Consider the following 19,688-nt stretch of genomic DNA (forward strand, 5'->3'; position numbering starts at 1 on the left):
AGAACGTGATGTATTTCACCGATCGGGGCATCGAGGAGCTGGTCGCGCGCCGGGGCGAGGAGGAGGTCACCGTGGTGTGGCTCGCCGAGCGCCTGCGCGAGTTCGTGGATCTGAACCCCGACTTCGAGACGCCGGTGGAACGGCTCGCCACCTGGCTGGCGCGGCTGGACGACGAGGACGACTGACAAAAACACGATATATCTTGACCTTCCGGTGGACGCGACATATCGTGTTCACCAGAAGGAGGTCACGCACATGCGGCAGTGGACGATCGAGAAACCAGAGCAGCTCACCTTCGACTCCGTGAGAAAACTCAACGTGCGGATCGTGGCGGGAAAGCTGGCGGTGCTGGCCAGCGACGGCCCTCCCACACTTGAGGTCACCGAGGTCGACAGCCCGCCGTTGCTCGTCACCCACGACGACGACGGCACGCTCACCGTCACCTACAAGGACCTCACCTGGGACGGTCTGCTGGGCTGGCTTCGCCCCGGACGCCGCAGGGCCACGCTGACCCTGACCGTGCCGAAGAACTGCCCGGTCAACGTGGGCGTGGTCTCCGCGTCCGCGGTCGTCGCCGGGTTCGAGGACCGCACCTCGGTCAAAAGCGTCTCCGGCGAGATCGTGCTCGACGGGGTGAGCGGCGAGATCAACGCCGACACCGTCTCCGGCGCCGTGGAGAGCCGCGGCCTGGTCGGAGACCTCTCGTTCAAGAGCGTCTCCGGCGAGCTGACCGTCGCCCAGGGCACACCCCGGCGGCTGAGCGTCACCACCATCTCCGGCAAAATCACCGCCGATCTGGAGCTCCCGCCGACCGGCCACGTCACGATGAACAGCGTCTCCGGCGACATCGTGCTCCGGCTCCCGTACACGGTCGAGACCGACGTCAAGCTCCGTTCCACCTCGGGCAGACTCGACACCGGCTTCACCGAGCTCGACCACTCCGTCCAGCCCGGCGCGAAGACACTGGGCGGCCGGATCGGCGGCGGCATGGCCTCGCTCACGGCCAACACCGTCTCCGCCGACGTCACCCTCCTGAAGGGATCACAGGCATGAGCCCGGTCTTCGGCCACGGAAGGCTCCGGCTCTACCTCCTGAAGCTGCTGGAGGAGAGCCCGCGTCACGGCTACGAGGTGATCCGGCTCCTCCAGGACCGCTTCCTCGGCGTCTACTCACCCTCCCCCGGCACGATCTACCCGCGCCTCGCCCGTCTGGAGGAGGAGGGCCTCGTCACCCACGAGGTCGTGGACGGCAAGAAGGTCTTCACCATCAGCGACCGGGGCCGCGCCGAGCTCAACGGGCGGCTCGACGAGCTCGCCGACCTGGAGCAGGAGATCTCCGACTCCGTCCGCGACATCGCCCGCGAGGTGAAGGAGGACGTGCGCGACACGGTCAAGTCGCTGCGCGAGGAGCTCACCCAGATGGCGCGCGACGTCCGCCAGGGCTCCGAGCAGGACTCGCGCAGGGTCTGGCGCGAGCAGAAGACGGAATGGCAGCGCCAGAAACAGGAGTGGCAGCGCCAGACCGACGCGTGGAAGGACGAGTGGAAGCGCGTCTGGGCCGACGGCTTCACCGGCGAGGGGTCGCGCGCGGGAGACGCCCGGCTCGGGCAGATGCTCGCCGAGTTCGTCGAGGAGATCCGCAGGGACGCGGCGTCCGCGCAGGTCAGCGAGGAGACCCTCGCGACCGCCCAGGACGCCCTGTACGACGCGGCCCGCCGCATCCGCGAAACGCTCCGATGATCTGCGGCGGTGCCCCGTACGGCACCCGCCGGTCGTGACGTACCGCGCCCGACGGTCTCCGTGAGATGGCGGCCCCGGAGCCGGTGAGCCTCCGGCCGCCTGACCCGCCGGCCCGTGGCCCGGCCGGCCAGGGGACAGGCCGCGCCCAGGGTTCCACTGGTCGCCCCACGGGGCCGGGCGACCCGTGCGCCGCCCGGACGACCCACGGGATCGGCCGGGCTCATCCCGGCAGGGTGAAGACGACCTTTCCGAAGAGTTCGCCCTCGTACATCGCCGCGAAGCCCTCGCGCGCCTCGGTCATCGGCAGGACGCGGTCGATCAGCGGGCGAGTGCCGGTCTGCTCCAGGAAGCGGGCCAGCCTGCCCAGCTGGTCGCGGGTGCCCATGGTGGAGCCGATCACGGAGAGCTGCAGGAAGAAGACGCGGTTCAGGTCGGCCGGCGGGACCGCGCCGCTGGTCGCGCCGGAGACCACGATCCGGCCGCCGGGACGCAACGCCTTCAGCGAGTGCCCCCAGGTGGCCTGGCCGACGGTCTCCATCACCGCGTCGACCCGCTCGGGCAGCCGGGCACCGCTCTCGAACGCCTGGTCGGCGCCCAACTCCAGAGCCCGCGCCCGCTTGCTCTCCGAACGGCTGGTCACCCAGACCCGGTATCCCCCGGCCCGGCCCAGCAGGATCAGCGCGGTGGCCACTCCGCCGCCCGCGCCCTGGACCAGCACGGTCGAGCCCGGCTCAAGGCCCGCCTTGTCGAACAGCATGCGGAAGGCGGTCAGCCAGGCGGTCGGCAGGCAGGCGGCCTCCTCGAAGCTGAGCCTGGCGGGCTTGGGCACGAGGTTGCGCCGGGGCACGGTGACCCGCTCGGCGAAGGTGCCGTCGTATTTCTCCGAGAGCAGGGAGCGTTTCGGGTCGAGTGTCTCGTCGGCCCCGCTGCCGATCACCGAGTGCACGATGACCTCGTTGCCGTCCTCGTCCAGCCCGGCGGCGTCGGCGCCGAGCACCATCGGGAGTTGCTCCTCGCGAAGCCCCACCCCCCGCAGACTGAACAGGTCGTGATGGTTGAGCGAGGCGGCTCTCACCGTGACGGTGGCCCACCCGTCGGGAACCTTGGGTTCCGGGCGCTCACCGAGCGTGAGGCCGTCGAGAGGATTGTCGGGATCGATCCGCGTGGCGGTTACAGCGAACATGGCCGCACCCTACGCCGTCCGCGTCGGGTCCACCGCGAACGGGGTGTCCCCCGCGCCGGTCACACGACGACACGCGATCCGCGAGCCCGTCCCCGCACGCCCGCGACGGCCACCGCGAACGCGGCCCGTGCGATCGGCCCCCCTACGTCGTCCGCCTGACGGTTATGCCCGCCATCGTCCGCTCGACGTGTCCTTGCTCCCCCGAGGCCGCGACGTACACGTCGTCCTGGCAGCTCTCGGCGGAGAAGCGGCGCCGCCGCTCGACGACGGAGAGTTCGATCGACGCGACGTCGCAGCCGGGGATCGGAGCCAGCACCAGCAGCGTCTCCCTGGCCCCGCCGAACCACAGCTGCGGCCCCAGCGGCTCACCGCGCAGGGTCTCTCCCCGCGCGGCCAGCCGCAGCGGGGGCCTGGCGTCGAGCACGAGGTAGCCGCCCTTGGTCACCCTGCCGCGCAGGTTGCGCGCCCAGAGCATCCGCTGCTCGAAGGGCATGCCGTTCTTGAGGTCGCGTAGCGCCACGAACCACGGGTCGAACGCGAACAGCAGCACCTCCCCCTCGGCCGCGCTCATGGGAGGCCAGAGCGTGACCCCCTTGACCAGTTGCCGGATCATCGGCCGTCCCTGGGAGACCCCCGCCGGGCCTCCCGACGGCACGTTCAGTTGCCGGTAAGGACCGGGGTCGCCGTCGAGCCGGCCCGACATCGCGGGCCGCACCCCCAGCTTGGCGAGTCCCACCTCCGCCGGATAGCTCACCTCCGCCGCCGAGCCGTCGGGGAAGACCACGTCGATGATCTCCCTGCCGCCCTCCTGGCGAAACCGCGGGTGAAGCACGTTCGGGACCTGCTCCGCGACGACGCCCGCCCGGGTGGGCACCGGCTGCGGCGGGGGCGGCGGAACCACGTCCGGCTCCCGGCCCGTCAGCAGGTTCCACGCCACGAGTGCGACCAGCGCCGCGCCGGCGATCCAGCGCCACGGTCCCCCCTGGGACCTCGCCTCGATGATGTCGTGCTGCCCACCGGCCACGTCTTCGGCCGCCTCCTGCGGAAGGTACGGTTCTCGGCCCCATCTTCGGGGCTCGGCGGTCTCGGCACCCGTGTCAGTACCGTCACGAATCAGATTCGATGCCCACGGTGAACCCCGCGACAACCCGGTACCGTCTTCTGGAAAATGACCATGAGAGGCCGAGACACAGCATCAAGAACGTCACTTCGCCCCACGGCCGGAAGGTGTCGGAGTTACTTGAGAAACTCTGGATAATCGCTGTTACCGATGGTGCCGGCGATGCCTCGGAGCTCGCCACGCAGCTATGGTGAGCTGCTGAAATGCCTATTCGTTAAGCTATAACAAATAGCTATTTAAATAACGAGACAGCATCGGATGGAACCGGCCGAGACTTTTTCCCGTCAATTCCCGCCGAGTGCTCGATCCAGTCAGTAACGTTCCGATCGTTTTCCCGGCGAGGAGAAGTCCCGTCTCCCCGCTGAGAACGAAAGGAGCTTCATGAATTCCCGAGCACGGCGCCTCACGATCCCCCTCACCGGCGTTCTCGTGATCGCCGGAGTGATCGGCGCCACCACCGGTGCCAACGCCGGTACGGCCCCCAAGGACGTGGTCAGTTCCGCCGCCTCCGAGACGGCAGGCGAGGCCACCGCCTTCTGGTCGCCCGAGCGCATGCGCAAGGCCACCGACGCCACCGGCGACGTCGACCTGAGCGTCAAGGGCGGCAAGTCCTCCAACGCCGCGGGCCCCGACGGCCCCGGCGGGTCGGTCCCGCCGATCGGCGCGGAGGGCACCAAGTCCGCCAAGAGCAAGCAGGTGAACCTGCCCAACACCGTCGGGCGCATCTTCTTCACCCTGCCCGGCGCCAACCCGGCGGACCCGAAGAGCTGGAAGTACTGCTCAGGCAGTTCGGTCCAGGGCAAGTACCGCAACGTGGTCGCCACCTCCGCGCACTGCGTCTACGACGTGAAGACCAACCAGTTCTACGACAACTGGATCTTCATCCCGTCCTACTGGGACGGCAACCAGGCGTGGGACGGCAAGAACCCCTACGGCATCTACGCGGCCAAGTGGTTCAACGCGCACGACGACTTCGTGGTGAAGGAGGACTACGACTACGACTACGCCTTCGTCAACGTCCACTCCGGGTTCAAGGTGAACTGGGAGAAGGACAAGGACGGCAAGTGGCAGCCGATCATCAAGAACGTCGGCCGTCTCGGCGACAACGTCGGCGGGCAGGGCTTCGCCTGGAACCAGAAGGTGAAGAACTCCGTCTTCTCCTTCGGCTACCCGGCCGGCCTGCACCCCGACGGCGACAAGCCCTTCTCCGGCCGCACGATGAAGTGGTGCTACGGCACGACCGGCGCCATGCCGGCCGCGCCGAAGTACAACGTCCAGGAGCACGTCGGCTTCAAGTGCGCCTTCACCTCGGGCGCGAGCGGCGGCCCCTGGATCTACAAGTACAAGAACTCCAGCCGGACCGGCTACCTGATCGGCGTGAACAGCATCGCCTGGGACACCGACAAGAACGACCGGTACGACAAGATCTCCTCGCCGTACTTCAACGGCGACACCTACAAGGTCTACAAGACCGCGGCCAACCGCTGGACCAGCTGACTCGCGCGCTCCGGCCGGCTGTAAGGCCATTCGGCCGGCCGGAGTGAACGAGGAGGACCCGCCCCGTACGGGTGGCGGCCGACCACGAACCCGGTCTCCGGATCGCTTCGGGGAAGGCCGCCACTTCGCCCGGGAACGTTCTATGCACCCACCGACCTCCCAAGGTCGTCCGTGAAGGCGAAGAGGGGGCCGGTGGCGACCCGCATCGAGCAGAGGCTGCCGTAGGTGCGTTCGAACCGGATGAAGCGACCGTTCCAGATCCCGGTGGCGGTCACCGTGACCGGGTCGTACTCCAATGTGCAGGCCACCCCCGGCCTCGGCTTGAGCTTGCCGGGATCGCCCAGCATGTTGGCGAGCACCGCGCACGCGTGGACCGCGTCGGGGTGGGTGCCGCCGGGCCGATCGCACAGCAGCAGGGCGTGGCCAAGCGCGGGCAGAGGTTTCTCTCCCCGCGCGAGGCTCAGCACGAGCACCTTGCCGCTACGCGAGGGCATTTCCCCGGGAAACGGTCTCACCGGTGCGGGCATGATCTGGGCGGGCTCGCCCGGATGGAGCGGGAACGGTCTCGTCACCTGCGGTCCCCGGTCATCGGGACGCGGAAACGGCCATGTCTCCCGCGGTCCGGGAACGGGGTCGCGGGGCGGCATGGACACTGCGGACACTGCGGACGCTGTGGCCGTGCCCGAGAACTGGAGGAGGCCGGCGAGAGCCAGGCAGAGAAGACGACGCCGCATGAGATCCCCCGATGACGTGTGACGCGGATGCCGCGACTCAGCCTGCCCTCTCCCGCACTCGTGAGACGGCTACCAGCCCCGGCGTTTCCCCAGTTCATACGGTCACATGACCTGCGGCGGAGGACCCGATCAAGGTGAAGTAGATCAGACGGTCCCTGAGGGTTCCCGGTTCCATGGATTCTGTAACAAAAACATAACGGTCCAACTGACTGCCCGTTTTATAGCTTTTTAACCCATCTTTACCGAGTACGGTCACCTCTTGTCTCTTTACGCATGCGTGGGTTGCCGTCCCGAGCGACGACCCATGACAAAGAAGGAGCTTCATTGAACTCCCGAGCCAAGCGCCTCATCCTCCCCGTGGGCGGTGCCCTCGCCGCCGCCACGATGATCGGCGCCACCCTCCCCGCCACCGCACAGGCGAGCACGGCCGACCCCGACATCAAGTCGTCGGCCCTCACCCCCTCCGGTAACGCGAAGGCCATCGCGGGCTACTGGACGGCATCGAAGCTCAAGTCGGCGTCGACCTACACCGCCGACTCCACCGTCTCCGCCAAGCTGACCAAGACGGGCGCCGCCAAGGCCGCCGCGGACGGCAAGCCCGGCGTCGTCGCCCCGACCGGTGAGGGCGGCAAGAGCGCCGGCAAGTCGCGGAACGTGAACCTCCCCATCACCGTCGGCAAGGTCTTCTTCGTCGACGACAAGGGCAAGGAGCGTTGGTGCTCCGGTAGCGCCGTGCAGTCGAAGTTCCGCAACCTGGTCGCCACCGCGGCCCACTGCGTCTACGACACCGACACGAACAAGCCGTACGGCAACTTCGTGTTCATCCCCGGCTACTACCAGGGCAAGGCTCCCTGGGGCATCTACGTCGGCGCCAAGGTCAACACCCACGACGACTTCACAGTCTACGAGGACTACGACTACGACTACGCCTTCGTCAACGTCTACAACGGCATCAAGCAGCAGCCGGAGAAGGAGGTCGACTACAAGACCTTCAAGGCGCACATGGACAAGGGCGGCGTCGGCCGTGAGTCGGCCACCACGGTCGACTTCGAGACCTACGACAGGTGGACCCAGAAGGGCGGCCTGGGCAAGGTCGAGGACGTCTCCTCCGAGGACGAGGTCGGCCCCCAGTACAAGGGCGCCCTCGCCGTCGCCACCGAGACGGACAAGTGGACCTGGGAGAAGGTCACCGGCGAGGTCTACGGCCTGAAGAACGACAAGGTCACCCTCAAGGGCAGGGACCTGCCGCAGTCCGACTGGCCCAAGTCCGGCTCCAAGCTCGAGACCCGCGTCGACTACGTCACCAAGACCGAGTACGACGCCTACAAGGGTCTTGGCTATCGGAAGGTCGACTCCAAGGGCAACTACACCATCACGTACTACTTCGTGGTGAAGTACATCAAGAAGACCGCGTCCGTGAAGTACGTGATCTACCGTCACTACATCTCGACGGTGGCCGACGCGGGCCGTCTCGGCGACAACGTCGGCGGCCAGGGCTTCAGCTGGAACCAGAAGCTGGGCAAGAAGGTCTTCACGTTCGGCTACCCGACCTCGGCCCACCTCGACGGCAACAAGCCGTACTCCGGTCACACCCAGAAGTGGTGCTACGGCACGACCACCGCCGCGCCCGTCGTGGCGGCCTACAAGGCCGAGGAGCACCAGGCGATCAAGTGCGCCTTCACCCCTGGCGCGAGCGGCGGACCCTTCCTGCTGCAGTACAAGAACGCCAAGCGGACCGGCTACCTCAACGGTGTCGTGAGCCTCACGATCGACAGCGACGGCAACAAGCGCTACGACCGCGTCACCACCCCGTACTTCAACGGTGAGACGTACGGCATCTACAAGCACGCCGCCAACCTCTGGACCGGGAAGCTTCCCGCCTAGGCACAGGCTTCGTGAACGAGAGGGGGCCCGGTGCACACCGGGCCCCTTTTTCCACCTTCACGGGGTGCTTATACACCGTCAGGCACACTGATCAGGTAACAGAGTAAGAGCGGATCGGTCCAACGAACTGCCCAAAACCAAGTTGATCTGGAAAAATCACCCCTTACGCCCCTGGTAGCCACCAGAAACTCCCCGATCCCCGGAAAGGATCCCCCGATGTCCTCCCGCGCTCGGCGGCTCACAGCCACACTCGGCGGGCTGGTCGCCGCCTGTGTGACCGTGACGTTCGCGTTCGCCGGGAGCGCGGCGGCCGCCCCGATGTACGGGGCTCCCAACGGGATCACCTCGATCACGCTGACCAAGAGCAGCGCCGACATGAAACGGATCGCGGAGTACTGGAGCCCGGCCAGGCTCAAGCAGGCGATGGACAACGTGCCGGCCACGCCCGGCAATCCCCCCTCCTCCGCGTCGCCCCCTTCCGCGTCCCCCTCCTCCAGTGGCCCCTCGGGGAGCGCCACACCGGGAAGCGCCACGGCCGCCGCGGCGTCCGGGAATGGGGAGAGCAGCGCGACCACCGGCGGGAAGAACTCCACCACGTCCGGGAAGGCCGCACCGGTCGTCAAGCCCACTCTCCCGAAGAAGCGGGTCCCGTCCTCCGGCGGCTCACCGGTGACCGTGGGCAAGGTGTTCTTCCGGATCGGCGCCAAGGACTACTGGTGCTCCGCCTCCTCCGTGGCGGCGGCCAACCGCAATCTGGTCGCGACGGCCGGGCACTGCGCCTACGACGCCAAGTCGGGCAGCCAGGCCGAATACTGGATCTTCATCCCCGGCTACGACAAGGGCAACACCCCGTACGGGATCTACGTCGGTCACTCGCTCAACCTGCACGAGGACTTCGTCGGCCAGGGCGACTACGACTACGACTACGCGTTCGTCACCGTGCACGACGGCTTCAGGTGGAAGGCCGGCAAGACCTCCGGCAGCTACGAGATGGAGAGCGTCGGGAGCCTGGAGGACAACGTCGGCGGGCAGGGCCTGGTGACCAACCGCGGCACCGGCCTGTCCACGGTCGCCTTCGGCTACCCCGCCGCCCCGCACCCCGACGGCTACCGGCCCTACGACGGTCAGCGGCTGAAGTGGTGCGACGGGCGCACCATCAAGGTGAAGGCCCCCACCCGCCTGGTCGAGCAGGGCATCGCGCTGACCTGCGGTTTCACCAACGGCGCGAGCGGTGGTCCCTGGCTGATCTCCTACAGCAACGGCCTCGGCTATCTCAACGGCGTCAACAGCTTCGCCTGGGACGTCAACACCGACCGCAGGTTCGACAGGATCTCCTCGCCGTACTTCATCGCGTCGACCTACGTCGTCTACCACTGGGCCGCGACCCAGCAGGCACCCCGAACATAACTCCGCCTTAAGAGAGACTTAAGAGACCCTTATCCGGGGTTTGCTCCGCCGATCGCTGCATAGGTTGCTTGTCGTCCCGCAGTTCCCGGATGTCCGGGAACGTTGCAGCGCAAGGAGCTCGTCTTTTGAAGCACTCTCTTCTCCCCCTCGGTGGCGTCGCAGCCGCCACCGCCCTGCTGAGCACCACCCTGGTCGGCACCGCCCAGGCGGCCCCCGACTGGGCGACCGACCCGATGGCGAGGAACAACGCCTCGGCGATCTCGGTCATCAACTTCTGGGCGGCCTCGAACTTCGCCGCCCTCAAGAGGGCGACGGTCTACAACCCCGATCCCGGGGCACCGAAGATGAAGGTCGGCGGCGGCTTCTCCCCCGACGGCAGGCCCGGCAGCGTCGGCCCGACCGGCTCGCAGAAGGGCACCCCGTCGACCGCCAAGAACGTCAACCTGCCCAGGACCATCGGCAAGGTGTTCTTCGTCGTCAACGGTCAGTACCGGTGGTGCTCGGCCACCTCCATCCAGGGCAGGTACCGCAACCTCGTCGCCACGGCCGGCCACTGCGTCTACGACCCGGGCAGCAACAGCGACACCCTCGACAAGTGGGTCTTCGTCCCCGGCTACTACCAGGGCAAGACCCCGTGGGGCATCTACGTCGGCAAGTCGGCGTGGACGCACTACGACTTCGCCAACTACGAGGACTACGACAAGGACTACGCCTTCGTCACGGTCTACAACGGCGTCGCCTTCAACGGGGTCAAGCAGGTCACCAAGCGTGAGTACAACGGGTTCAGCGGCCCCAAGTGGTCACGTGGCTCGCGCTACCACATCCTGCTGTCGAAGGACGTCGGCCGTCTCGGCGACAACGTCGGAGGCCAGGGCTTCACCTGGAACCAGAGGACCGGCAAGACCGTCTACGCCTTCGGCTACCCCACCGCCCCGCACCCCGACGGCAACAAGCCCTACACCGGCGTGACGCCCAAGTACGTGTACGGCAAGACGTCGGGCAAGGAGTACGTCTCCGCGGCGCACAAGGTCGAGGAGCACGTCGGCCTCAAGGGCGCCCTCACCCCGGGCGCCGACGGCGGACCGTGGATCTCGCAGTACAGCAGTTCCACCCGCCTGGGGCTCGTCAACGGCGTCACCAGCCTGTTCGGCGACCAGGACGGCAACGACCGCTACGACCTCATCACCTCGCCGTACTTCGACGGCGAGACCGCCGACATCTACAAGAAGGCCGCCAACGTGTGGTCCGGCAGGATCGTCGGCCCGAACGGCGAGCTCTACAGGTGACTCTCGTCTCCTGAGAGGCTTTCTCTCACCATTCGCGGGACCCGGCGCGCAGCGCCGGGTCCCGCACCCGTTTCCCGGGGGTGAAGAAGTGGATTTCCGGAGCCGAGAAAGCGTTTCACGGGGCGATCCGGAAGTCTCTTCGACCGGATGTGAACGCTTTAGACGTGCCCACCACGAAATCGGTGCCATCAACTCAATGTGATCTGCATCACATATCGATCATGACTCACTGTAACCAGCCGACCACACTTCATTGGCTACTTTCACCTCACACTTACCTCTAACTGCGGAAACAACCCGAGCCAACCTCAATCACAACACCAGCATCAAGGGTGCTTAAACATCACGAAACGGTCTCGGCCTGCCGGGCCCGCTTCTTCCCTCTCGAACCGGCTTCCGGTGTTCAAGATCGGCGCTGTATGTTTCTGGCAATCCCTTTACTGACGCATGGGACGCAAGAGGCGTTCCACATCAGACCAAGGAGTTTCCCTTGAAGCGCATCCTCCTCCCCGCCGGTGGCGCCGTTCTGGCCACCGGTCTGCTGGCCGCCGGTCTGGCCGGCACCGCCAACGCCGCCCCGGACTGGGCCTACGACACCCTGGCCAAGGACGCTCCGTCCGCGCTTGAGGTCGCCGAGTTCTGGACCAAGGCCAACGAGCACACGAACAACCTGGCCAAGGCCACCCCCTACACCTGGGAGACCAAGGCCACGCCGAAGCTGAACGCCAGCGGTGGTTACACCCCCGACGGCAAGCCCGGCGAGGTCAAGCCGACCGGTGAAGAGAAGAAGGCCGCCGCGAAGGTCAAGAACATCAACCTGCCGAAGTCCATCGGCAAGGTGTTCTTCGTTGACTCCAAGGGCGCGCTGAAGTGGTGCTCGGCCACCTCGATCCAGTCGCAGTACCGCAACCTGGTCGCCACGGCCGGTCACTGCGTCTACGACGACAAGGCCGACGCCAGCGTCATGGACAACTGGGTCTTCGTCCCCGGCTACTACCAGGGCAAGACCCCGTGGGGCATCTACGTCGGTAAGACGGCGTACACGCACTACGACTTCGCCAACTACGAGGACTTCGACCGCGACTACGCGTTCGTGACCGTGTACAACGGTGTCCAGATCGGTGGCGGCGCCAAGGAAGTCACCTACAAGGAGTTCCAGGCCTACGACGGCCAGAAGTACGAGAAGGCCGAGGAAGTCAAGGACTTCGAGACCTACGACAAGCTGACCCAGAAGGGTTACATCGGCAAGGTCGAGGACGTCAAGGCGTCCGACGAGGTCGGCCCGCAGTACTTCAAGGCCAAGGCCCTCCCGGTCGAGGTCGACAAGTGGGCCTACGAGAAGGCTCCGGCCCTCAAGCCGGGCGAGAACCCCCTCGCCGGTGGTTCCCCGCAGCAGGCCGCCAAGCGTCCCGCTACCGGTACCCAGTGGTACACCAAGAAGCTCGACGTGACCAAGACCGAGTACGACGCCTACAAGGGTCTTGGCTACAAGGCGACCGATGGTAAGGGCAACTACACCATCACCGAGTACTTCGTCGTGAAGTACGTCAAGGAGACCGCGTCCGTCAAGTACGTGATCTTCCGCCACTTCATCACCCCGATCACCGACGCCGGCAAGCTCGGTGACAACGTCGGCGGCCAGGGCTTCACCTGGAACCAGAAGCCCCAGCAGACGGTGTTCGTGTTCGGCTACCCGGCCGACGCGCACCCCGACGGCAACAAGGCCTACACCGGCGTTACGCCGAAGTGGACCTACGGCAAGACCAACGCCCAGAAGTACGTCCAGGCCGCCACGAAGGTTGAGGAGCACGTTGGCCTCAAGAGCTCCTTCACCCCCGGCGCCGACGGTGGCCCCTGGCTCGCCAAGTACAGCAACGCCAAGCGTCTGGGCTACGTCAACGGTGTCACCAGCCTCTTCGGTGACCAGGACAGCAACGGTCGCTACGACCTCATCACCTCGCCGTACTTCGACGGTGAGACCGCGGTCATCTACAAGAAGGCCGCCGCGGTGTGGTCGGGCTCGATCATCAAGAAGTAGTAGCTTCCTGACGATCACCCGGGCCTGAGGGTCCAAACCTCAGACCCACAGCAACACCAGCTCCACCCAAAGCATCACCCGAGGGGGGTCCGGCACCAGCCGGACCCCCCTCGGCCATTCCCCCACCGAATCCGGTCTTCTCGCAGCGGGCTCCCCGAGCGTGCAGACAGCAGCCGGCCTCTGAGAGAACGCCTCTCCCCCTTCACAAGAACCTCCTCACGAGGGCCGCGCCAACGGGACGGCGCTCAGTGAAGATCGAGCTCAGGCGGAGTCGAGCTCCCTCACCCGCTCGTTCAGCTCCACCACCGGCCGCTCGGCGGCGTAGGGCTCCAGCCTACGCCGCAGGTCGGCGACGTAGGACCGCGTCCTGGCCGACTCCAGGCCCTTCGCCAGCTCCAGCGCCTCCACCGCGACGGAACAGGCCTCCTCCAGCTCCCCCGAGGCGAGCAGTCCGGCCGAGAGCAGCGACAGGTTGAACATCCGCCCGCGTACGTAGCGCCCGTCCATCTCCAGCGAGCGTCTCGCGTGCCCCACCGTGCCCGGCCCGTCTCCCAGGTCCCGGAAGCAGTGCGCGATCTTCGCCGCCAGGTAGGCCTCGTCGAAGTAGGAGATCCAGTCGGGCTCGTGGCCGGCCCTGCGCCGGTCGAAGGAGAGCTCGGCCTCGTGGAGGGAGCTCGCGCACGCCGCGCGGTCGTCCAGTGCCGCGTGCGCGTGGGCCTCCAGCACGTGCGTCTCGGCGAGCAGCGCGAAGATCCCCGCCCGCCGGGCCGAGAGCTGGGCCGCCCTGGCCAGGTCGAGCGCGTGGGCGGGCTGTCCTATGTATACGGCCTGGTGGCTCATCCCCGCGAGGATCTCGCCGCCGAGCCCGTGGTCGCCCGCCCCGCGCGCCAGGCGCAGTGCCTGGATCAGGTAGCGCTGGGCCAGGCCGTGCTGCTCCAGGTCGTAGGCCATCCATCCGGCCAGCCGGGTCAGCTCGGCGGCGGCCGAGGCCAGCGCCTTGCCGGTGTTCTCGGCGTACGAGCCGTCGGCGAGGAGCGGCGCGACCGACGTGTCCAGATATTTCACGACAGCGGGACGGACTCTTCCGCCGCCGAACCTGTTGTCCAGCTCCCCGAAAGACCGGGTGACCTCCCGGATCGCCGCGATGTCGTCCATGCCGACGCGCCGGGTGCCCTGCCCCTCGGGGCGGCCCTCCAACGGAAGGGTGAGCCAGCGCACCGCCCCGGCGGACCCGGCCCCGATCGCGAAGGTGGAGTCGAGTAAGAACCTGCGTCTCTCCACGTCCCCGCGCCACAGTGCTGTCACGGTCGAGATTCCCTCCTGCCACGTGTGGTCGAACTCCTGCCCGAGGTCGAGCGGCGTCAGAACGGCCGACAGGCCGAGATCCTCGGGGCTCACGGCCCTGCCGAGCCGGAGCGCGAAGATCTCGGCGAGCAGTCCGGTGACCGGGTCCCTGGGCCGTTGGCCCGCGATCCAGCGCAGCACGGAACTGTGGTCGTACCTCAGACCGGACAGGCCACGAGCCGCGCCGAGATCGTTGAGCCGGCGGGCCAGCCCCTTGTGGGTGAAGCCCGCCTCGGCGATGAGCCTCTGGAGTAGTCGGTTGGGCTCGCGTTCCATAGCTCCCCTCACCGCGAGAACCGTCTGCGTGCCGACGACGCGCGCGATCCGGCCGTGCGCGCACCGGCCACCTGATGCACGCCTTACGTACATAGGTAACTGAGGGCTCTTTTTATAGCACGATCCGTGACGAACGTCGGGGTTTCCGGAAAGCACCGACGCCCCTCGCCGTTCGGGCGAGGGGCGTCGGTGATCACGCTGCCGGTGAGGTGTCCCTGGAGCCGAGCGGCCCCTCCGACGAGGTGCCCCCGGAGGCGAGCGACCTCTCCGATCCGGGAACCGTTCCGGGAACCGTCCGTGACCTGTGCGGTGTCTCCTAGAGGCGGGCGACCCCGTCGGCGCGGGCCTGCGCGGCGACCGCGGCGATGACCGCCGGGGCCACGCGCTCGTCGAACGGGCTGGGAATCACGTAGTCGGCCGAGAGGTCGTCGTCCGCGACCACCCCGGCGAGCGCCTCGGCTGCGGCGACCTTCATGTTCTCGGTGATCGTGGTGGCGCGCACGTCGAGCGCCCCGCGGAAGACGCCGGGGAAGGCGAGCACGTTGTTGATCTGGTTGGGGAAGTCGGAGCGGCCGGTCGCGACCACCCGCGCGTACTTGCGCGCGATCTCCGGCCGCACCTCGGGAGTGGGGTTGGACAGCGCGAAGACGATCGACTCCGAGGCCATCGACGCGATCGCCTCCTCCGAGACCGTCGAGCCCGACAGCCCGACGAACACGTCGGCCCCCGCGAGCGCCTGCTCGGTGGAACCGCGCAGGCCCGCCCGGTTGCTGTCGCGCGCCAGGGCCTCCTTGATCGGGTTGAGCCCGTCGCGGCCCTCGTGGATGAGCCCCTTGGAGTCGGCGACCGCGATGTCGCCGATGCCGGCGTTGAGGAGGATCCTGCTCACCGCGATCCCGGAGGCGCCGGCGCCGGCGACCACGACCCGCAGGTCTCCCAGCGAGCGGCCGGTCAGCCGTGCGGCGTTCTTCAGCGCGGCCAGCGCGACGATCGCGGTGCCGTGCTGGTCGTCGTGGAAGACGGGGATGTCGAGGATCTCGCGCAGCCGCGCCTCGACCTCGAAGCAGCGGGGCGCGCTGATGTCCTCGAGGTTGATCCCGCCGAAGGAGGGGGCGAGCCGGACGATCGTCTCGACCAGCGCGTCCACATCGGTGCAGTCGAGGCAGATGGGCACCGCGTCGACGTTCGCGAACTGCTTGAACAGCAGCGCCTTGCCCTCCATCACCGGCATGGCGGCGGCGGGCCCGATGTCTCCGAGACCGAGCACCGCGGTGCCGTCGGAGACCACGGCGACCACGTTGGAGATCCAGGTGTAGTCCTTGGCCAGCTCGGGCTCGTCGGCGATCGCGCTGCAGACCCTGGCCACACCCGGCGTGTAGGCGAGTGCCAGGTCGTCGGCGTCGCGGACCGGGACGGTGGAGCGGACCTCCAGCTTGCCGCCGCGGTGCAGGGCGAAGGCCGGATCCAGATCGAGGGCATCGAGAGATTCGAGAGAGACGGAGGATGGCGTGACGGCCACAGCGACCCCTGTAGTTCATGTCAGACAGACGGATGTTTCCTTCGGAGGCGGCCGGAGGAGCCGTCCCGGGCTTCGGTAGCCGCTCGGGGCCTGCTCACTGGGCACGGTCGCCAGGAGGGGTACGGGGGTCACCCGTTGCTCGATTGTGCCACATGTTGAGACTGCCTCCGCTGGAGGAAGTCCACTCACTTTCGCCGTCCGGGTGTTAGCCTCACCACATCGTGTAATACTCGAAATCCATGCCGCCTCTTACATCGACGGATCCCCAGATGGACCTCACCTCCTACGCGGAGCTGGCCGTACTACTGATCAACAGCCCCGACCGGCTCACCGGCCTCGAAGGGCTGCGTCTGCTTCTGGAAGAGGGCGGCCGCTACCGGCCAGGCTGCCGGATCACCAGGAGTGACCTGGAGGCCCTGCGCGACCTGCGCGAGGAGCTGATGATCGTGTTCGAGACCGCGGAGGCCGGCGACGAGGAGGCGGTGGTCGACCGGCTCAACTCGCTGCTCATCCACCACCCGGTCCAGCCGCAGATCTCCGGTCACGACGGCGAGCGCTGGCACATGCACCTCACCGAGGGGGGCCGGATGGCCGACCAGTACGCGGTGGGCGCGGTGATGGGACTCGCCACCATGATCACCGACCTCGGCGTCGACCGGCTCGGCCTCTGCCAGGCGCCGCCCTGCCGCAGGGCCTATCTCGACACCTCCTCCAACCGGTCGCGCCGCTACTGCTCCGAGCGGTGCGCCAGCCGGGCCAACGTCGCCGCCTACCGTGCCCGCCAGAAGGTCGTCGGCTAGCGGCTCCGACCGGGAAACCCCCGCGGGGAACAGCCGTCCCGACCAGCGGAAACCAGGAAAATCCGGTCAGGGTCAGGGGACCGTCCCACCAGAGCCGCCGGACGGCCTACCCGGCCCGCCACAGGCCCGGCCAGTAGCGCAGCACCACCCGGCCGACGATCGCGGACGCGGGCAGCGCCCCGAAGTCCCAGCTGTCGCGCCGCCCCGGCGCGCGCTGGTTGTCGCTCTCCAGCCACCAACCGCCGTCCGCCTCCCACGCGGCGCGCTTGACGATGAGCACGGCGGGGTCGGACGGCAGCCGGGCGACGACCAGGTCACCGGGCCGCACGACCGCGCCGCGCCGCACCCAGAGCCAGTCTCCCGGCCGCAACGCGGGCAACATCGACTCGCCCGCGACACGGACTCTCATCGAGCGTAACCCCCTCCCACGCGGGCATTCGGAGACGAGTAAGGTCGTTAACCGGACCATTCTGAACCTGGCATCAAGGAAGGATTTCCGATGCTCGCACGACTTATGCGCCCCAAGCACATCGCCTCCGCGCACTGCGACCTGCCCTGCGGTGTGTACGACCCGGCCCAGGCCCGCATCGAGGCCGAGTCCGTCAAGGCCATCATGGAGAAGTACGCGGCGAACGAGGACCCGGTCTTCCGCTCCCGCGCGCTCACCATCAAGGAGGAGCGGGCCGAGCTGGTCAAGCACCACCTGTGGGTGCTGTGGACCGACTACTTCAAGCCCCCGCACCTGGAGACCTACCCGCAGCTGCACCAGCTGTTCTGGGAGGCCACCAAGCTCGCGGGCGCGGCCGGCGGCAAGGGCACGGTCGACGTCGCCAAGGCCGACGAGCTCCTCGGCAAGATCGACGACATCTCCAAGATCTTCTGGGAGACCAAGGCCGCTTAAAACCCTCACAACGATGTCGTGAGAGGGCACCGGTGATCCGGATCGAGGAAACGTCCCCGGGACACCCCCTTGATCCGGATCGGGGCCCGCGAGGAGGGCCGCCGTCACGGCGTCCGGCCCCGACGCCGGTCGTCCGGCGGGCCGAACACCGGCACGTCGGCGCCGTACGGCCACCGCCCAGGACCGCGATGCGTCGGAGCCGTCATTAAAAACAGTGCCCTATTTGCGTATCTTCATGGGCTCTTGACGGTGGCAAATCGCCCCGATCGCGAGTCCAAGCGGGCCAACCACCGTCTCAGGGCTGTAGGTTGCAGTCAGCGACTCTGCGAGGAGGAACGTGACCGAACACACCGAGGCGCCCGCGGTCGGCGTGGGCGGGATCCGTGACGTGGTGAGCGTCCGGCTGCCGGCGACGAGCGCCTATCTGTCCGTGCTGCGTACGGCGACAGCCGCACTCGCCGTACGGCTGGACTTCACGCTGGACGAGATCGAGGATCTTCGGATCGCGGTCGACGAGGCGTGTGCGATGCTGCTGACCCAGGCTGTTCCCGGCACAGATCTGACCGCCGAGTTCGAGCTCACCGGGCAGCTGATGAAAGTGCGGGTCGAGGTCAGCACAGTGGGGAGCACCCCTCCGAAGCGCGACGACTTCGCGTGGATGGTGCTCACCGCCCTGGCTGACGATGTGGATGCCGTAACCGACTCCCCCGACCGTATGGCGATCGTCCTCCGCAAGCGCCGAGGCGCGGCGAGGCCGGCGTGACGGAAAGGACTCGTGCCATGGCCGCCAGCGACCACGCGGTGCCCGACCGGGTGCGTGCGCGCCTGCTCTTCGCGGAACTGGTGGAGTTGACCTCCGACGACCCGCGGCGTCAGCGCATTCGCGACGAGCTCGTCGAGCTCCACCTTCCCCTCGTCGAATACCTCGCCCGCCGGTTCCGCAACCGGGGTGAGTGGCTGGACGACCTCACCCAGGTCGCGACCATCGGGCTGATCAAGTCGATCGACCGCTTCGATCTCGGCCGCGGGGTGGAGTTCTCCACCTACGCGACCCCGACGATCGTGGGCGAGATCAAACGCCACTTCCGCGACAAGGGCTGGGCGGTCCGCGTGCCGCGCCGCCTGCAGGAGCTCAAACTCTCGCTCACCAAGGCGATCAGCGAGCTCTCCCAGCGGGAGGGGCGCGCGCCGACCGTGGCCGAGCTGGCCGCGTTCCTGAAGATGAGCGAGGAGGAGGTGCTCGAAGGGCTGGAGTCGGCCAACGCCTACTCCACGGTCTCCCTCGACGCGCCCGACTCCGGCGACGACGACGCGCCGGCGGTGGCCGACTCCCTCGGGATCGTGGACGACTCCCTGGAGGGCGTCGAATACCGCGAGTCGCTCAAGCCCCTGCTGGAGCGGCTGCCCCCGCGTGAGAAGCGGATCCTGCTGCTGCGTTTCTTCGGCAACATGACGCAGTCGCAGATCGCCACCGAGCTCGGCATCTCCCAGATGCACGTGTCCCGGTTGCTCGCCAGGACCCTCGCCCAGCTCCGGGAGGGCCTCACCGTCGACGACTAGCGAGGGGGCTGGTCGTGGTCTCCGTAGAGGGCGTGTGTCGTCGGCGGGGACAGCAGCGTGACCAGTCCGATCACCGCGAGGAGGATCAGCGAGACGCCGATCACCCGCTGGTCGGACTGGATCATCGTGACCGAGACCGGGATGGCGAAGATCTGCGTCAGCACCCCCGGGCTCCGCGACCATCGCTCCGAGTGGAGCATTCCCCAGCCGACCCAGAGCAGGGCCGCGCCGATGATGATCCCGAACGCGGCGACGGCGATCGAGGTCATCAGGTCGGACGGCCGGCCGATCACCGTCTCCACTCCGGCGTAGCCGCCGAGGAGCAGGACGGTCGCGCCTTCCAGTGCCATGACGGCGGCGGCGACGGTGAGGGTCATCGGACGGTTCGACACGGGGCAAC

19 protein-coding genes are annotated in these 19,688 nt (G+C 67.7%); 12 read left to right on the plus strand and 7 right to left on the minus strand.

Features of this window, described 5'->3' with window-relative positions; genetic code table 11:
• The first annotated feature begins 8 nt into the window (after positions 1 to 8).
• The 3 genes from ABT352_RS37275 to ABT352_RS37285 all read left to right on the plus strand — a co-directional run bounded on the left by ABT352_RS37275 (position 9) and on the right by ABT352_RS37285 (position 1,739).
• Positions 9 to 185, plus strand: coding sequence for a DUF6104 family protein (locus ABT352_RS37275; RefSeq protein WP_329094229.1), 177 nt, complete (start codon positions 9 to 11; stop codon positions 183 to 185).
• A gap of 70 nt (positions 186 to 255) precedes the next feature.
• Complete coding sequence (locus ABT352_RS37280; protein WP_350949753.1) at positions 256 to 1,053, plus strand: DUF4097 family beta strand repeat-containing protein; 798 nt, start codon at positions 256 to 258, stop codon at positions 1,051 to 1,053.
• Positions 1,050 to 1,739, plus strand: a complete 690-nt coding sequence (locus tag ABT352_RS37285; protein WP_350949754.1) for a PadR family transcriptional regulator — start codon at positions 1,050 to 1,052, stop codon at positions 1,737 to 1,739. The genes ABT352_RS37280 and ABT352_RS37285 overlap by 4 nt, the downstream gene beginning before the upstream one ends.
• A gap of 220 nt (positions 1,740 to 1,959) precedes the next feature.
• On the opposite strand, the gene ABT352_RS37290 is transcribed toward ABT352_RS37285, so the two are convergent.
• Together ABT352_RS37290 and ABT352_RS37295 are read right to left on the minus strand one after the other, a co-directional pair.
• The gene (locus ABT352_RS37290; RefSeq protein WP_350949755.1) at positions 1,960 to 2,922 is read right to left on the minus strand and encodes a zinc-binding dehydrogenase; all 963 of its coding nucleotides are present in this window, start codon (positions 2,920 to 2,922) and stop codon (positions 1,960 to 1,962) included.
• A gap of 142 nt (positions 2,923 to 3,064) precedes the next feature.
• The gene (locus tag ABT352_RS37295; protein ID WP_350949756.1) at positions 3,065 to 3,946 is read right to left on the minus strand and encodes a hypothetical protein; all 882 of its coding nucleotides are present in this window, start codon (positions 3,944 to 3,946) and stop codon (positions 3,065 to 3,067) included.
• Positions 3,947 to 4,423: 477 nt separating this feature from the next.
• Between ABT352_RS37295 and ABT352_RS37300 the strand changes: the two genes are divergently transcribed.
• Positions 4,424 to 5,539: a trypsin-like serine peptidase gene (locus ABT352_RS37300; protein WP_350949757.1), complete on the plus strand. Its 1,116-nt coding sequence runs from the start codon at positions 4,424 to 4,426 to the stop codon at positions 5,537 to 5,539.
• 140 nt (positions 5,540 to 5,679) lie between these two features.
• Here the strand turns inward: ABT352_RS37300 and ABT352_RS37305 are convergent, their stop codons facing one another.
• The gene (locus ABT352_RS37305; RefSeq protein WP_350949758.1) at positions 5,680 to 6,033 is read right to left on the minus strand and encodes an SSI family serine proteinase inhibitor; all 354 of its coding nucleotides are present in this window, start codon (positions 6,031 to 6,033) and stop codon (positions 5,680 to 5,682) included.
• Between the two features lie 564 nt (positions 6,034 to 6,597).
• On the opposite strand from ABT352_RS37305, the gene ABT352_RS37310 reads away from it, so the two are divergent.
• The 4 genes from ABT352_RS37310 to ABT352_RS37325 all read left to right on the plus strand — a co-directional run bounded on the left by ABT352_RS37310 (position 6,598) and on the right by ABT352_RS37325 (position 12,888).
• Complete coding sequence (locus tag ABT352_RS37310) at positions 6,598 to 8,157, plus strand: trypsin-like serine peptidase (RefSeq protein WP_350949759.1); 1,560 nt, start codon at positions 6,598 to 6,600, stop codon at positions 8,155 to 8,157.
• A gap of 216 nt (positions 8,158 to 8,373) precedes the next feature.
• Entirely contained in the window at positions 8,374 to 9,564 is a 1,191-nt protein-coding gene (locus ABT352_RS37315) for a trypsin-like serine peptidase (RefSeq protein WP_350949760.1), read from the plus strand.
• A gap of 125 nt (positions 9,565 to 9,689) precedes the next feature.
• Positions 9,690 to 10,850, plus strand: a complete 1,161-nt coding sequence (locus ABT352_RS37320; protein WP_350949761.1) for a trypsin-like serine peptidase — start codon at positions 9,690 to 9,692, stop codon at positions 10,848 to 10,850.
• A gap of 490 nt (positions 10,851 to 11,340) precedes the next feature.
• Positions 11,341 to 12,888, plus strand: a complete 1,548-nt coding sequence (locus ABT352_RS37325; RefSeq protein ID WP_350949762.1) for a trypsin-like serine peptidase — start codon at positions 11,341 to 11,343, stop codon at positions 12,886 to 12,888.
• A 261-nt stretch (positions 12,889 to 13,149) separates the two neighbouring features.
• Here the strand turns inward: ABT352_RS37325 and ABT352_RS37330 are convergent, their stop codons facing one another.
• Both ABT352_RS37330 and ABT352_RS37335 read right to left on the minus strand, forming a co-directional pair.
• On the minus strand, positions 13,150 to 14,508 hold the full coding sequence (locus tag ABT352_RS37330; protein ID WP_350949763.1) for an NsdA family TPR-like regulatory protein: 1,359 nt from the start codon (positions 14,506 to 14,508) through the stop codon (positions 13,150 to 13,152).
• A gap of 316 nt (positions 14,509 to 14,824) precedes the next feature.
• Complete coding sequence (locus tag ABT352_RS37335; protein ID WP_350949764.1) at positions 14,825 to 16,027, minus strand: NAD(P)-dependent malic enzyme; 1,203 nt, start codon at positions 16,025 to 16,027, stop codon at positions 14,825 to 14,827.
• A gap of 269 nt (positions 16,028 to 16,296) precedes the next feature.
• Between ABT352_RS37335 and ABT352_RS37340 the strand changes: the two genes are divergently transcribed.
• Positions 16,297 to 16,827, plus strand: a complete 531-nt coding sequence (locus tag ABT352_RS37340) for a CGNR zinc finger domain-containing protein (protein WP_350949765.1) — start codon at positions 16,297 to 16,299, stop codon at positions 16,825 to 16,827.
• Positions 16,828 to 16,933: 106 nt separating this feature from the next.
• Here ABT352_RS37340 and ABT352_RS37345 read toward each other — a convergent pair whose 3' ends face one another.
• Entirely contained in the window at positions 16,934 to 17,236 is a 303-nt protein-coding gene (locus ABT352_RS37345; protein WP_350949766.1) for a S24 family peptidase, read from the minus strand.
• A gap of 90 nt (positions 17,237 to 17,326) precedes the next feature.
• Between ABT352_RS37345 and sodN the strand changes: the two genes are divergently transcribed.
• The 3 genes from sodN (at position 17,327) to ABT352_RS37360 (ending at position 19,288) form a co-directional block, all read left to right on the plus strand.
• Positions 17,327 to 17,728: a superoxide dismutase, Ni gene (gene sodN / locus ABT352_RS37350; RefSeq protein WP_350949767.1), complete on the plus strand. Its 402-nt coding sequence runs from the start codon at positions 17,327 to 17,329 to the stop codon at positions 17,726 to 17,728.
• Positions 17,729 to 18,065: 337 nt separating this feature from the next.
• Positions 18,066 to 18,491 (plus strand): ATP-binding protein, encoded by a 426-nt coding sequence (locus ABT352_RS37355; protein ID WP_350949768.1) that lies wholly within the window; start codon positions 18,066 to 18,068, stop codon positions 18,489 to 18,491.
• 17 nt (positions 18,492 to 18,508) lie between these two features.
• Positions 18,509 to 19,288, plus strand: coding sequence for an RNA polymerase sigma factor SigF (locus tag ABT352_RS37360; protein WP_344893659.1), 780 nt, complete (start codon positions 18,509 to 18,511; stop codon positions 19,286 to 19,288).
• Here the strand turns inward: ABT352_RS37360 and ABT352_RS37365 are convergent.
• Entirely contained in the window at positions 19,285 to 19,680 is a 396-nt protein-coding gene (locus ABT352_RS37365; RefSeq protein ID WP_350949769.1) for a hypothetical protein, read from the minus strand. The genes ABT352_RS37360 and ABT352_RS37365 overlap by 4 nt on opposite strands.
• Between the last annotated feature and the right edge of the window lie 8 nt (positions 19,681 to 19,688).

The sequence above is a fragment of the Streptosporangium sp. NPDC000563 genome (genome assembly GCF_040299985.1).
Taxonomy (GTDB): domain Bacteria; phylum Actinomycetota; class Actinomycetes; order Streptosporangiales; family Streptosporangiaceae; genus Streptosporangium.

Coding starts and splice junctions, on each gene's coding strand:
- ABT352_RS37275 (WP_329094229.1), top strand. CDS start 9: ATGTATTTCACCGATCGGGGCATCGAGGAGCTGGTCGCGCGCCGGGGC.
- ABT352_RS37280 (WP_350949753.1), top strand. CDS start 256: ATGCGGCAGTGGACGATCGAGAAACCAGAGCAGCTCACCTTCGACTCC.
- ABT352_RS37285 (WP_350949754.1), top strand. CDS start 1,050: ATGAGCCCGGTCTTCGGCCACGGAAGGCTCCGGCTCTACCTCCTGAAG.
- ABT352_RS37290 (WP_350949755.1), bottom strand. CDS start 2,922: ATGTTCGCTGTAACCGCCACGCGGATCGATCCCGACAATCCTCTCGAC.
- ABT352_RS37300 (WP_350949757.1), top strand. CDS start 4,424: ATGAATTCCCGAGCACGGCGCCTCACGATCCCCCTCACCGGCGTTCTC.
- ABT352_RS37305 (WP_350949758.1), bottom strand. CDS start 6,033: ATGCCCTCGCGTAGCGGCAAGGTGCTCGTGCTGAGCCTCGCGCGGGGA.
- ABT352_RS37315 (WP_350949760.1), top strand. CDS start 8,374: ATGTCCTCCCGCGCTCGGCGGCTCACAGCCACACTCGGCGGGCTGGTC.
- ABT352_RS37330 (WP_350949763.1), bottom strand. CDS start 14,508: ATGGAACGCGAGCCCAACCGACTACTCCAGAGGCTCATCGCCGAGGCG.
- ABT352_RS37340 (WP_350949765.1), top strand. CDS start 16,297: ATGGACCTCACCTCCTACGCGGAGCTGGCCGTACTACTGATCAACAGC.
- ABT352_RS37345 (WP_350949766.1), bottom strand. CDS start 17,236: ATGAGAGTCCGTGTCGCGGGCGAGTCGATGTTGCCCGCGTTGCGGCCG.
- sodN (WP_350949767.1), top strand. CDS start 17,327: ATGCTCGCACGACTTATGCGCCCCAAGCACATCGCCTCCGCGCACTGC.
- ABT352_RS37360 (WP_344893659.1), top strand. CDS start 18,509: ATGGCCGCCAGCGACCACGCGGTGCCCGACCGGGTGCGTGCGCGCCTG.